The sequence below is a fragment of the Arthrobacter sp. FW306-1B-F12A genome (assembly GCF_058781865.1).
In genome coordinates, this window is record NZ_JBYSXD010000042.1 from 31,078 (window position 1) to 43,427 (window position 12,350).

Here is a 12,350-nt window from a genome sequence, read left to right on the forward strand (position 1 = left end):
AAATCCTGTAATCTCACCCTCCTTTTGACTAGCCAAGACGGGGTGGCATCCCCCATGCTTGCTCCATGTACTCAGCGTCGAGCCCATACCGCATCATCACCGTCTGCACGGGAAACATCTGCCGCTCACCCATGGCGCAACTGATGTTGACTGAAGCGTTCGACGCCGGAGGGCTTGGTGGAGCGGTTGTTGTGGACTCCGCGGGGACTACATCCTATGAGGCCGGACATCCCATCGATCCACGCGCAGCCCGCGTCCTTTCGGCCCACCGCATCCGCTCCGAAGGCCACATTGCCAGGAGTTGGCGCCAGGAGTGGTTCCGGGAGCGGGACCTGATTTTGGCGCTCGACGTGGATCACTACGGCTGGCTGCACGAGGCCGCGCCGGATTCGGAAACCCTCGCCAAGATCCGGATGCTGCGCAGTTTCGACCCAGCCGTTGCCGGCCGGAGCACCCTGGACCTGGGCATCGAGGATCCTTGGTATGGGGGCCACCACGATTTCGACGTGACCTGGGACCTCATCCGCGCGGCCGTCCCCGGGATCGTCGCGCACACCCGGGACGCCCTCGCCGCCAGGCAGCACGGACAGCACCACGACCCGCAGCAGGTACGCTCTATTTCATGACCCCAGCACCCGTGATCATCGCCATCGATGGCCGGTCCGGCGCGGGAAAGACCACTCTCGCCGTCGAACTAGCCGCCCGCCTCCGCATGCATCACAAGGTGTCGTTGTTCCATCTCGAAGATATCTATCCGGGCTGGAACGGCCTCGCCGCGGGTATCGAGCGGTACGTCACCACGGTCTTGGCACCGTTGCGGCGCGGCGACGCCGCCGAGTGGGTCAGTTGGGACTGGGAGAAACATTACGACGGCCGCAGCCACGTCACCCTGCCTGCCGAAATCGTCATCGTCGAGGGCGTCGGAGCAGCCGCGAGTGCCGCCCGGCCCATGCTGGACGCCGTGGTCTGGGTGGACGCTCCCGACGACGACCGCCGGCACCGTGCCATGGCCCGGGACGGCAGCAGCTACGAACCGTTCTGGGACAGCTGGGCAGCGCAGGAGGACGAATGGCTGGAGACCGACCAGGTCCTCGACCACATTGACGTCAGGGTACTGAATCGGGCAGACGGCAATGCCCCGGACGATGCCCTGCAGGCGCTGAACTACCTCCCTGCGCTCTCCCCCGTGCTGGCTCCCGAGCTCTCGGCACGCCGCGGATTGCAGCTCAAGGCCGAACGGATCGATGCCACGCCGGACGCCGCAGCCCTGTTCCAAGCGCTCTACGCCCGGTCCGCCAACGCCGTCTGGCTCGATTCCTCCAATGCGGCCTCCAACAGGGGCACAGTCGACGACGCCGGTTCCTCCAACGCCGGGTCCCCCAACGCCGCGGCGGAGCGGAGCCGCTTCAGTATCCTCGCGGACGACGGCGGCTCCTTCGGTCAGTCTGTGATCCACAGCTCCGGAACCACCCGCCTCAGCGCCGGATGCGCCACCGCGGTGACCACAGGTCCCTTCTTCCGCTGGCTGGACACCGTGTGGGGCCGCAAGGCTTTGCGGGCACCGGAAGGCTATGACTGCGAATTCACGCTCGGTTGGCTGGGGTACCTCGGCTACGAACTGAAGCGGGAGACCGGTGGCAGCGATGTCCAAGCCGGCACTCCCGATGCGGCGTTGCTTTTCGCCGGACGGGCCGTGGTGATCGACCACCGTGAGGCTGCGGTCTGGCTGCTCGCCATCGACGCTCCCGACGCCGGTGATTGGCTCGGGCTTGCCCGTGAGTCCGTGCTGTCCGCGGCGTCGGCACCCGAAAGTGCGCCGAGGCACTCGGCCGGGGATCCCGCCGTCGGGAGTTCCGCCATGGCGCTTGAGTTCTCCAGCCGCGACACCGAGGACGAGTACAAAAGCAAAATCACCGAGGCCCAGCACCAGATTGCCGAGGGCAACACGTACGAAGTCTGCCTGACCACCACGGTGACCGCCCCGGATCCCGGGCTGGACCCGTGGGAGAGCTACCTCGCGCTGCGCAAGCGCAACCCGGCGCCGTTCGCTAGTTACTTGCGGTTCGGTGATCTGACGGTCGCGAGTACTTCGCCGGAACGCTTCCTGCGGATAACTTCCGACGGCGGCATGCGGGCCGAGCCCATCAAGGGCACCAGGGCGCGGGCCAACGATCCGGTCATCGACGAGGCGCTGCGCCGTGGCCTTGAATCCTCGCTCAAGGACCGTGCCGAGAACATCATGATCGTGGACTTGCTCCGCAACGACCTCAGCCACTTCGCCGTGCCGGGGTCGGTGACCGTCAGCCGGTTGTGCGCGGTGGAAAGCTACGCGACGGTACACCAGATGGTGAGCACCATCGACGCCCGGCTGCGGCCTGGAGCACCGCGGGCCGAGGCCGTGGCGGCCGCGTTCCCTGCCGGCTCCATGACGGGCGCCCCGAAGATCAGCACCATGGACATCCTTGACGGCTTGGAGTCCGGACCGCGCGGGGTCTACTCCGGCGCGATCGGGTACTTTTCGCTCAATGCGGCGACCGATCTCGCCGTCGTGATCCGGACCCTGGTGATGGGTCCCGACGGCAACGGCGGACGCACGCTCAGTCTCGGCGTCGGGGGCGCCATCACAGCGGACTCGACACCCCAGGACGAATACGAGGAAATCCGGACCAAGGCGTTCGGCGTGCTCTCCGCCCTGGGCGCGGAGTTTCCCACTATCTGAGCGTCAGTCGTGTTCCTCCGTTCGGGCGCGGACCGTCCGGGGATCGTTGCGGGTGATCGTGTAGTAAATCAGGCTGGCCAGGATGGCCCCCACGAACCATGAATACGGGCCCAGGCCCGAGCCTCCCGGCAGGAATGTCTGCAGGGCCGGGACCAGGGCCAAAACACCTGCGACGACGGCGGCAGGGACCAGCGCCGCAATGGCCTTGAGGTTCCAGCCCTTGGTGTAGAAGTAGAGGCCTTTCTCGTCCTCGTGGTACAGGTCCGAGACCTTGCACCGCTGGTGCCGGATGCGGAAGAAGTCCGTGAAGATGACCCCGAACAGCGGACCGAGAAGCGCGCCCAGGCCGCCCAGGAAGTACACGATCACTACGGGACTGCTGAAGAGGTTCCAGGGCAGGATCACGATTGCCAACACCGCGCTGATGAGGCCGCCGCGGCGGAAGTCGATCCTGTGCGGGGCCACGTTGGCGAGGTCGTAGGAGGCCGAAACGAAGTTGGCCACCACATTGATGCCGATCGTGGCCACCACGAACGTCACGGCGGCGATGATGGTGATCCACGGATTCTTGATCGCCTGGACGATCGCCACGGGATCGGTGATGACCTTGAACATGTCCTGCCCGCGGTACTGGTCTGCGGAGAAGTAGGACGCCGCACCGGCTGTGACCACCACTGTGACCAGGGCGAACGCGATGAAGTTCACGGGCAGGCCCCAGAAGTTGCCGCGCAGGATGGTCTTCCGGTCTGGTGCGAACCGGGAGAAATCGCAAAAGTTCAGGAGAAGCGCGGCAAAGTAGGTGACTGTGAGGGCGATGGCAGAGAAGAACTGGGTCAGGGCTGCCGGGCCGTCCAAGGGCGCGACGCCGGGGATCGAGAGGCTGAACTTGTTGCCCGCTTGCGTCAGGATGTAGATTGCGAGCGCGAACATGGCCACCCAGATTGCAGGGCCCGCCCAATCCTGGAACTTCCGGACCGTCTCCATGCCGCGCCGGATGACCAGCAGCTGGACCGCCCAGAGGACCAGGAAAGCCGCCCAACCAAGCGGCGTCAGGCCAAGGAGGCGGGGCACGTCCGGACCGTCGAGCGACGTCAACTGGGGCCACACGGAAAACAGCAGTACCAGCACGGCTTCCGAAGCGAGCCAGGTCTGGATGCCGTACCAGGCGATGGCGATGAGTGCCCGGATCAGGGCAGCCAGGTTGGCGCCGAACAGGCCGAAGGACATCCGAGCCAAGACCGGATACGGTACGCCCGTTTTCTGCCCGGCCGTCCCGGCGAAGTTCATGAGGAAGTAGACCAGCGTAATGCCGAGGACCAGGGCCAGGAAGACTTGCCAGCCCACCAGTCCCGTGATGAAGAGGCCGGCCGCGAAAGTGTAACCGGCGATGCTGTGGACGTCGCACATCCACAGGGCGAAGAGGCTGCGGACCCTCCAGTTGCGTTGCCGGGCGGGTGCGAGGTCCGCGTTCCACAGCCTGTCGCTGACCAATCGGCCTTCGGCGAGGATCCGGACTTTCTCAGGGTATTCGTCTCCCGGCTCGGGCGGTGCCTGCACAGCCGGGGACTCGTTTTTCCGCGCCATGACGCCTCCGAAGAACGCTTCCAAACATGCTTGGAATTCCAGAATCGCCCCATTGCGGCGCGAAGGAAAGCCCCCTTGGTAGTGCCCGCACGCCGTCACGTTAGCATTGGTCCCACTACGTCTTACCAGGAGGGTGCATGCCGTACATCGTTGACTTCGAGAATGTCTCTACCGTCGGACTGGAATCGTCTCCCGTTGCCGAGGCGCTTGCCGGGTTGCGCGCCAACGAGGGCCGCTACTACCGGAACAAGTACGGCCACGTCTTCACAGTGAGCCCTGCCGGCGAGGTTCCGGAAGTCGTCGAGCGCGTGAGCCGCATCCTGAAGGAGGAGCGTGACATCGTCATCAGCTCCCGCCCGCTGGAAGCAACCGCCTTCGACGTCGACGGTTTGCGGATGGCCTACGTCTTCTACGAGTCCGGGTTGTCGGTCAACGTTATGTACAGCATCGAGGCCGACGGGAAGCGGGCTGTCGGATTCAAGCTCTCGGACGGCATGGAGATTCCGGAAGAACTGGCGTCACGCTTCAAATTCGCTCGCCAGAAGTCGAAGCTGGCAGGCGTCATCCGCGGCTCCTACTTCGTGATCAAGGGCGAGTACTGAACCACCACATGTGCGCGAAGCCGGCGCTACCACCGGGAAGGCCGTGCCGCCACAAAAATTGGGGTCTACACATGAAAAAAATGCTCGCACCGCTCGGGATTCTCTTTGCTGGCGTACTGGCGTTGACCGGCTGCGGAGGTCCCGCAAATCCGGGCAACGCCGCCGCTTCTTCCTCGACACCGACGCCTACACCAACTCCTACACCGAAGGCGTACACCAACGAGGAACTTGCGTCGATCGTCGCGCAGTTGAAGGATGACCAGGGCAAGCCCTTGACCGTGGTGCCTGCCGCGCAGCTCGATCAAGGCATCATCGCGGCGAAGCAGATGCTCGCGTCCGCCGTCATCACACCCCCGGCGTGCGCAGCGTTGGCGAACACCAACGCGCAAGTCCCGGACGGTGCGACGTATGCGGCAGGGGAGAGCATTTCGGCGGCGGATAAGTCCGTCACAGTGATCACCGCCCTGGCGGTGAAGGACCCCGCCGTCCTGGCCGGCCAGACGAAGAAATCCGCTGATGCCCTGGCGCAGTGTTCCACCTTCACGATCGAGGTGGGCGGGCAGAAGGTCACTACCCAGACCCAGCCGTTGCCGCAGAAGACCAGCGGGGACCAGTCAACGGGAGCATTGAGCACCCAGGTCCTGCCGTCGGGCCAGAAGGTGACCACACTGACCGTGACCGGTGTGAAAGGCAATCTCGGAGCCACAGCGATCAAGACGGGCGCCACTGTCACCGCGGACTCCGCGGCGGAACTGGTCAAACTCGTCAACGCCGTCCTCGGCTAGCAGTCAGCGGAAGCGGACAGCTCAAGCGCCGAGGTTCAACATTTCGACATAGCGGTCGATCATCATGTGTTGGCCCTTGATCTGGGAAATCAGCTCCGGGCTGGCGATCTCGCCGTCGGGCAGTTGTCCCGAGCCGCCGGACGGTCCCAACGGAAGGATGATGACGGGCTTCGACGGCGTGTAAGCGGCCAGATCCGTGGAGCCTTCGATCTGGGCTTGGATGTTCTTGGCAACCACTGCGGCCTCGCGACCCGCGACGCCCGCTTTGTTCACGTCGATCGCCGAAATGTCGCCCAAAGCGTAGACGTTCTCGAAGCCCGCAACGCGGAGTTCGGGGGTGACGTCAAGGTATCCCTCGGCGTTCCGCGCGGCAAGGAGGCCTCCCGCCACATAGTCCGTCTGCGGGGCTATTCCATAGCAGCGGAACCAAATGTCCGCCTGGATGGCGGTACCGTCCGCGGTGTTGACGGTAAAGGTGGCAAATTCACCCGCAGGAACAGGAGGCAACTGCACCAACGGGCTTCCCAGAATCCGGCGTACGCCGAGTTCATCCAACTGCCGGTTGACCTCAATCCGCAGCCGTGGATCGTAGGGCCCGGGAAGGATGTCCGCCGCCACATCTACCATCACGATGTCCTTCTCCGGCCATGCCGCCGCGATCTCGCCTGCGAACTCAAGGCCTACCGCCCCGGCGCCCAGCAGCATCACCTTGTCTGCACGTTTGAGGTCGTCATGTGCGGCTTGGTAGCGGGCGATGGCGTCGCTGGTGACCATTCGATCGCTTTTGGCCGGGAAGGGGTAGCTGGAACCGCTGGCGAGGACAAGGTAGTCCGGCGCCAGGCTGGCACCCGAAGCCAGCTCGACCGTGTGCCCGTCCACCCGGACAGCGCGGTCCCGGAGTACCTCTCCATGCGCCAACAGGCGGTCATAGGGAAGGAACATCCGCGGCAGGAAATCGGTTTGGACCACAGATCGGAGGGCCGCAATGTTGTGTACGAAAGCGTCCTTGGGTTCCACCAAGGTAACCGTCGCGTGTTCGTCCAACGCCTTGGCTACGGAAATCCCGCCGTAGCCTCCGCCGATAACCACCACAGTGGGGTGCTGAGCCTGGTCATTCATGGCAACTCCCTCGGTAGAAAGCTCACGCTGCGCGGCTTGTGCCGCCCAGATCGTTTATGAATGACAACGATTGTTGGTTATCAATAATTTCCTCAGTGATAAGATTTTCCTGATGAGTTCTTCGGCAGCGGGAAAGCAACTGGGGTTCCTCCTTGCGCGTCACGGGCGCATCATGAATACGCGCCTCCGCCAAGCGCTGGACTCCTCCGGGCTCAGCCCGAGGCATGCCGTGCTGCTGTGCCGGCTTGACGAGTCCGGCCCGCTCAGTCAGCAGGGCCTGATCGATGCTCTCTCCATCGACGCGAGCGGACTAGTAGCGGTCCTGAACGACCTTGAGCGCCAAGGGCTGGCGGAACGACGCCGGGACCCCGCGGACCGCCGTCGTCATATCGTAGAAATCACCGCGGAAGGCAAACGCGCGGTGGCATCCATTGAAGTTGCGGTGGCCGACGTCGAGCAGGAGGCCTTTGCGGGATTCTCCGCTGATGAGCTCCAGCAACTCCATGGATTGCTGTCGAGGATCCACGGCGAACCTGCGGACGAGGCCTGCGAGGACTGAGTCCCTACTGTAGGGTCGCCGTCAGCCGCGCTACATTGTCCACGTATTTGGCAAGCATCGGCCGGTGCAACCAGCCCTCCAGGGTCAGCTCGCGGCACATTTCCCTGTAGCTCGACTCCACGGAGCGCATGCTGTCCACGGCTTCGGCGCCCAGGAGCATCACGGACACCTCCATGTTGAGCGAGAAGGAACGCATGTCCATGTTGCTGGAACCGAGGACGGCCACTTCTTCGTCAATGGTGAAGTGCTTGGCGTGCAGGACGTACGGCGCGCGGTACAGGTAGATCCGTACCCCGGCTTCCAGCAGCGCCTCGTAGTAGGACCGCTGCGCATGGTGGACCAGGAACTGGTCGCCCTTCTCGGAGACGAAAAGTTCCACGTCGACGCCACGCTGGGCCGCCGTCGTGATGGCGTACAGCAGGGAATCGTCGGGCACGAAGTACGGGCTGCAGATCGAGATGCGGTGCTGGGCCGAGTAGATCAGCGTATTGAACAGGCGGAGGTTGTTTTCCGTGACGAACCCCGGGCCGCTCGGAACCACCTGTGCGGTCATCCTGCCCGGTGTTGCCTGGACCGCGACTTGCAGTTGATGTTCGAGGGATTCGTCGGTTTCGCTCAGCCAGTCGGTGGCGAAGACGACGTTGAGGGTTGCAACGATCGGCCCCTCCATCCGCGCCATAAGCTCCACCCATTTGCGCCCGGCGCGTCGGTGCTTGGGGTTGTTGTAGGAGGGCTCAATCAGGTTCTGGGAACCCGTGAAGGCAATTTCGCCGTCGATCACCAGGATTTTCCGGTGGTTCCGCAAATCCGGACGGCGCCACTGGCCATGGATTGGCAACAGCGGCAACATGCGGCGCCACTGGATCTGGCCGCGCTTGAGCCTGCGGACCAGCTTTCGGTAGCCGGGAATCCGCAGCGTGCCGATGTGGTCGAACAGAAGGCGGACGTTGACGCCGCGCGCGGCTGCCTTTTCCAACTCGGTGAGCAGTTCGTCTGTGACTGAGTCGCTGCTCATGATGTAGAACTCCGCGTTGACGAACTTCTTGGCCCCCTTGACCGCTTCCGCCATGGCTTTGATGGACTCTTCGTAGCCGGGGAAGAGCTCCACGGAGTTGCCGTCCACCATCGGCAAGGATCCCAGCCGCCGGTTCAGTTCACCGGCCGACGTCACCCATTCGGGTCCCGAGTACGTGCTGACGACGTCGGCGAGCGCCGACGTGCCTGCACGCACCCGATCGTTGACTTCCTCCTGCTGTTCACGACGACGGCGGGACAAGCGGAAATTGCCGAACAACAGGAACAGGACGAAGCCGACGGAGGGAACGAGGAAGACGGCCAGGAGCCACGCCATGGCCGTGGTGGGGCGGCGGTTACCGGGGATGACGCCCAGCAGCACCACCCTCAGGATAATCTCGACGACGGCCCACGCGCTGAGGAGCCAGGTCCACTCAACCCCGAACTGAAAAGGAAACAGCACCCCACACCCCCACGATCGAATAGTTAGTCAAAGAACCAACAGTCAGCCCAGCCTATCGGGCGCACCGCTCGCGACTGTTCGTCCTGTGGGCCAGCACTAAGCTGGAAGCATGACTTTACCTGCCTCGACGGTCCTCGTTTTCCTGGATCCAGCGTTCAAAAACGGCCGCGTCGCCGATTCCAGCCAGCCACAGCTCATGGCAACCGACCTGGGCGCCACCCGGGGCGACGGCGTCTTCGAGTCGCTGCTCGCCGTCGAGGGCCGTGCGCGCAAGGTGCAAGCGCACCTGAACAGGCTTGAGAGCTCAGCCCGCGCACTGGACCTCAACATTCCCGGGCAGGACGTCTGGCGCCGGGCGATCGACACCGCGATCACCGAATTCCGGGACGCCTTCCCCGCGCCGAGCCCGGCCGAAGACGAGGTAGTGGTCAAGCTGCTGGTGACGCGTGGGGTGGAAGGCGCCTCGACTCCCACGTGCTGGATCCAGGCTTCGCCGTCCCCCGCGGGCAGTCGCCGGCAGCGCGAGACGGGCATCGACGTCGTACTCCTTGACCGTGGCTTTGACACTGAAGCGGGCGACCGCGCCCCCTGGCTGCTGCTCGGCGCCAAGACGCTCTCCTACGCGGTGAACATGGCCGCGCTGCGCTACGCGCACAAGCAAGGTGCGGACGACGCAATCTTCACGTCAACGGACGGCCGCGTCCTGGAGGGCCCGACCTCCACGGTGTTGCTGGCCCACGTCGAAACGGTCGACGACGGCGCCGGCTCGGTGCGCACGGTCAAGCGCCTCATCACTCCGCAGCTGGACAGCGGCATCCTGCCCGGCACGTCCCAGGACGCGCTGTTCTCCAAAGCGAAGGCAGCGGGCTGGGAGCTCGGCTACGGCCCGCTGGTCCCGGAAGACCTGTTCGACGCGGACGCGGTGTGGCTGATCTCGAGCATCCGGCTCATCGCGCCCGTCAACCACGTGGATGGCAGGGAGATTGGCACGCCGGCAATGCGCAAACAGCTGACGGCCGAGCTGAACGAGCTGTTCGCGGGGATCGAGTAGGGTTTTCGCGCCAACTGCCTCCCCTGCCCAACTAACTAGCAGTAGATGTCGTTTAGAGCGCCCTAAACGACATCTATTGCGAGTCACTTGGGTGCGGTGATTTGTTCCCGCAGGATGTCCGCGTGCCCGCAGTGTTGCGCAAGCTCGCGCAGCATGTGGAGGTACACCCAGCGCAGCGGGAGCGGGCCGCGTCGGTTGCCGTTGAGCATGTCGTCGAGCCCCAAGGACGATGACGCCCGGCGCGATGCTTCGCATGCCTCGCGGTGTGCCTGCTGGATTGAAGCGATGGTGTCGCCGTCGTCGAGGATAAAAGACTCATCCGGCGTCGCAGGGATGCCGATCTCCGCGCGCGAACGGCACGTGATGGCTTCGTCGAACCAGACCTTCTCCACGAAGGTCGCATGTTTTACGAGGCCCAGCAGGGTGGTCCGGGACGGCACCAATGACCGCCGGACCTGTTCCTCCGTCAACCCGTTCAAGCAGTCATTGAGCGCGCGCCGGTGCTCATCGATGAATGCCTCGAATTGGATGCGAATTGGCTGGTTGAGGTTGTCTTCGGCAAGCGTCACGGTTGCACCTCTGTTTTCCGTCAAGCAGGGATTCAGTCAGTATCGACGTGATCCGAGCTTAGCCGGGGAATAGACTCCGTTCATGCGTCTGGCGATCATTGGAGCGGTCCTCCTTGCGGCCGGAGCCGTGGCGATCGCCACCGGCGCCCTGCCTTTCACCGATCTAGTGGCACTTGTGGATCGGGTGGCGCCGATTCTGCTGTTTGTCGTCGCGATGACGGTTGTTACTGAGCTGTGCAGTGAGGCTGGAGTGTTCCTTTGGACTGCCCGCCGGCTCCGCTATTGGGGCCGCGGATACAGCATTCTTTTGTGGCTGTTACTGGCGGCATTCGCGACGCTGAGTACCGTCTTCCTCTCTTTGGACACGACGGCGGTGCTGCTGACCCCCGTGGTGGTCAGCGTGACGCGGCAAGCCGGACTGCCGGCCCTGCCCTTCGCGCTGACGACGGTGTGGCTGGCCAACACGGCAAGCCTGCTGCTGCCCATTTCCAACCTGACCAACCTTCTGGCCCAGCACAGCCTTGGCGGTATTACTCCGGGCGGGTTTGCCGGCCTGATGTGGGCCCCTTCGCTTGCCGCCGTCGTCGTACCCCTGCTGTTCATCGCCGTCGTCTTCCGGCGGGATCTGCGCAACCGCTATTCACGGATCCCGGTCGGACGGATCAGGCCGGATCAGCCGGCCGGGGCTGATTCCAGGCCTGCGGCGGACCGGGTCCTGCTCGCGTGCAGCGCCGTGGTGCTGGCGCTGCTGCTACCCGCGCTGGTGTCCGGGGTCCCGGTCTGGATCCCGGCCCTGGCCGGTGCAATGGTTCTTGGTGTGGTGTTCGCGTTACGGCGCCCGCGGGTTCTCAAGGTGTCGCTGATTCCATGGTCCTTGTTGCTGTTCGCTTCCGGCCTCTTTCTGGTGATGGAAGCAGCCAGGCATCTGGGGGCTCCCGTGTTGCTGAGTCAGCTGGCCGGACAAGGCCAGGGCTTTATGGATCTGGTTCGGCTTGCCGCGACAGGCGCCGCCGGTTCCAATGTCCTCAACAATTTGCCTGCGTACCTGCTGGCAGAACCGCTGGCCGGGTCGCCTGTGCGAATGGCGGCCTTGCTGATCGGAGTCAATGCGGGCCCGATCATCACACCGTGGGCCTCCTTGGCCACCCTTTTGTGGCACGATCGGCTCATGCGCATGAATGTGCTGATTACGTGGAAGGGCTATGCGATCTTCGGCCTGATTGTTGCGCCTCTGACGGTGTTCGCAGCGGTGGCAGTGCTGGCAATCGCTGGCCAGTGAGTGCGTTCGGCAGAGACGGACCCTGTCGCCGGGCGCGAAGATTCAGGACAGAATGTAGAACAGCTTGGCCGGTACCGCCGGAACCCCGATACGGGAAGGATCTGCATCATGCTCAGCCTGCGGGACATCGACAACATCGTCCTCAACGGAGGGATTGTGGTAGACGCCGCCGGGGAGAAAATCGGTTCAGTTGAACAGGTCTTCACGAGCGGTGATTCCGGGGATCCTGTGTTTGTCACCGTGCGGACCGGCTTGTTCGGCATGTCCGAGTCTTTCGCCCCGCTTTCCGGAGCCAGCATTGAGAATTCAGTGATCAGGGTGGCCTTTGCCAAGGACAAAGTGAAGAACGGCCCGCGCATCGAGAGCGACCGCGGCGTGATCACGGAGACGCAGGAACAGGAACTCTACAGCTATTACGGGCTCGCGGCGGAGGAATCCAACGATGCCGCCACGGGAACCGATCCCGAGAGAGCCGGGACGGTGCCCGAAGCCTCAGCTGGGGAGACCGAGCCCGACGGCGGTCCGCCTCACCCAGCCCCGCACGGTGCCCCGCATCCGCCGCACGGTGGCCCGCCACACCCAGCCCCGCATCCGCCGCACCTGCTC

General features: G+C 64.2%; 12 protein-coding genes. 8 read left to right on the forward strand and 4 right to left on the reverse strand.

The features are described from left to right. Positions 1–65 precede the first annotated feature (65 nt). Positions 66–626 carry a low molecular weight protein-tyrosine-phosphatase gene (locus tag AC3WJU_RS17435; RefSeq protein ID WP_059389864.1) on the forward strand — a complete coding sequence of 187 codons (561 nt, stop codon included), beginning with the start codon at positions 66–68 and terminating at the stop codon, positions 624–626. After that, entirely contained in the window at positions 623–2,719 is a 2,097-nt protein-coding gene (gene pabB, locus AC3WJU_RS17440; RefSeq protein ID WP_492260458.1) for an aminodeoxychorismate synthase component I, read from the forward strand. The genes AC3WJU_RS17435 and pabB overlap by 4 nt, the downstream gene beginning before the upstream one ends. A 3-nt stretch (positions 2,720–2,722) precedes the next feature. Here the strand turns inward: pabB and AC3WJU_RS17445 are convergent, their stop codons facing one another. Further along, positions 2,723–4,303 carry an NCS1 family nucleobase:cation symporter-1 gene (locus tag AC3WJU_RS17445; protein WP_332603295.1) on the reverse strand — a complete coding sequence of 527 codons (1,581 nt, stop codon included), beginning with the start codon at positions 4,301–4,303 and terminating at the stop codon, positions 2,723–2,725. 137 nt (positions 4,304–4,440) lie between these two features. On the opposite strand from AC3WJU_RS17445, the gene AC3WJU_RS17450 reads away from it, so the two are divergent. Continuing rightward, a complete protein-coding gene (locus AC3WJU_RS17450) occupies positions 4,441–4,905 on the forward strand; it encodes a DUF8821 family protein (RefSeq protein ID WP_332603296.1) in 465 nt (154 codons plus the stop codon). 71 nt (positions 4,906–4,976) lie between these two features. Continuing rightward, positions 4,977–5,690 carry a hypothetical protein gene (locus tag AC3WJU_RS17455; RefSeq protein ID WP_284991256.1) on the forward strand — a complete coding sequence of 238 codons (714 nt, stop codon included), beginning with the start codon at positions 4,977–4,979 and terminating at the stop codon, positions 5,688–5,690. 21 nt (positions 5,691–5,711) lie between these two features. Here AC3WJU_RS17455 and AC3WJU_RS17460 read toward each other — a convergent pair whose 3' ends face one another. After that, positions 5,712–6,809, reverse strand: a complete 1,098-nt coding sequence (locus AC3WJU_RS17460; protein WP_492260459.1) for an FAD-dependent oxidoreductase — start codon at positions 6,807–6,809, stop codon at positions 5,712–5,714. A gap of 112 nt (positions 6,810–6,921) precedes the next feature. On the opposite strand from AC3WJU_RS17460, the gene AC3WJU_RS17465 reads away from it, so the two are divergent. Then, positions 6,922–7,368: a MarR family winged helix-turn-helix transcriptional regulator gene (locus AC3WJU_RS17465; protein WP_284991254.1), complete on the forward strand. Its 447-nt coding sequence runs from the start codon at positions 6,922–6,924 to the stop codon at positions 7,366–7,368. 4 nt (positions 7,369–7,372) lie between these two features. Here AC3WJU_RS17465 and cls read toward each other — a convergent pair whose 3' ends face one another. Then, the gene (gene cls / locus AC3WJU_RS17470; protein ID WP_113990729.1) at positions 7,373–8,845 is read right to left on the reverse strand and encodes a cardiolipin synthase; all 1,473 of its coding nucleotides are present in this window, start codon (positions 8,843–8,845) and stop codon (positions 7,373–7,375) included. 109 nt (positions 8,846–8,954) lie between these two features. Between cls and AC3WJU_RS17475 the strand changes: the two genes are divergently transcribed. After that, positions 8,955–9,896: an aminodeoxychorismate lyase gene (locus AC3WJU_RS17475; protein WP_492260460.1), complete on the forward strand. Its 942-nt coding sequence runs from the start codon at positions 8,955–8,957 to the stop codon at positions 9,894–9,896. Positions 9,897–9,979: 83 nt separating this feature from the next. Here the strand turns inward: AC3WJU_RS17475 and AC3WJU_RS17480 are convergent, their stop codons facing one another. Then, the gene (locus AC3WJU_RS17480; RefSeq protein ID WP_059389858.1) at positions 9,980–10,465 is read right to left on the reverse strand and encodes a DinB family protein; all 486 of its coding nucleotides are present in this window, start codon (positions 10,463–10,465) and stop codon (positions 9,980–9,982) included. Positions 10,466–10,547: 82 nt separating this feature from the next. On the opposite strand from AC3WJU_RS17480, the gene AC3WJU_RS17485 reads away from it, so the two are divergent. Then, the gene (locus AC3WJU_RS17485; RefSeq protein ID WP_492260461.1) at positions 10,548–11,744 is read left to right on the forward strand and encodes an SLC13 family permease; all 1,197 of its coding nucleotides are present in this window, start codon (positions 10,548–10,550) and stop codon (positions 11,742–11,744) included. Between the two features lie 108 nt (positions 11,745–11,852). Then, positions 11,853–12,350, forward strand: a 498-nt coding sequence (locus AC3WJU_RS17490; protein ID WP_492260462.1) for a PRC-barrel domain-containing protein, incomplete at its 3' end; no start/stop codon positions are given.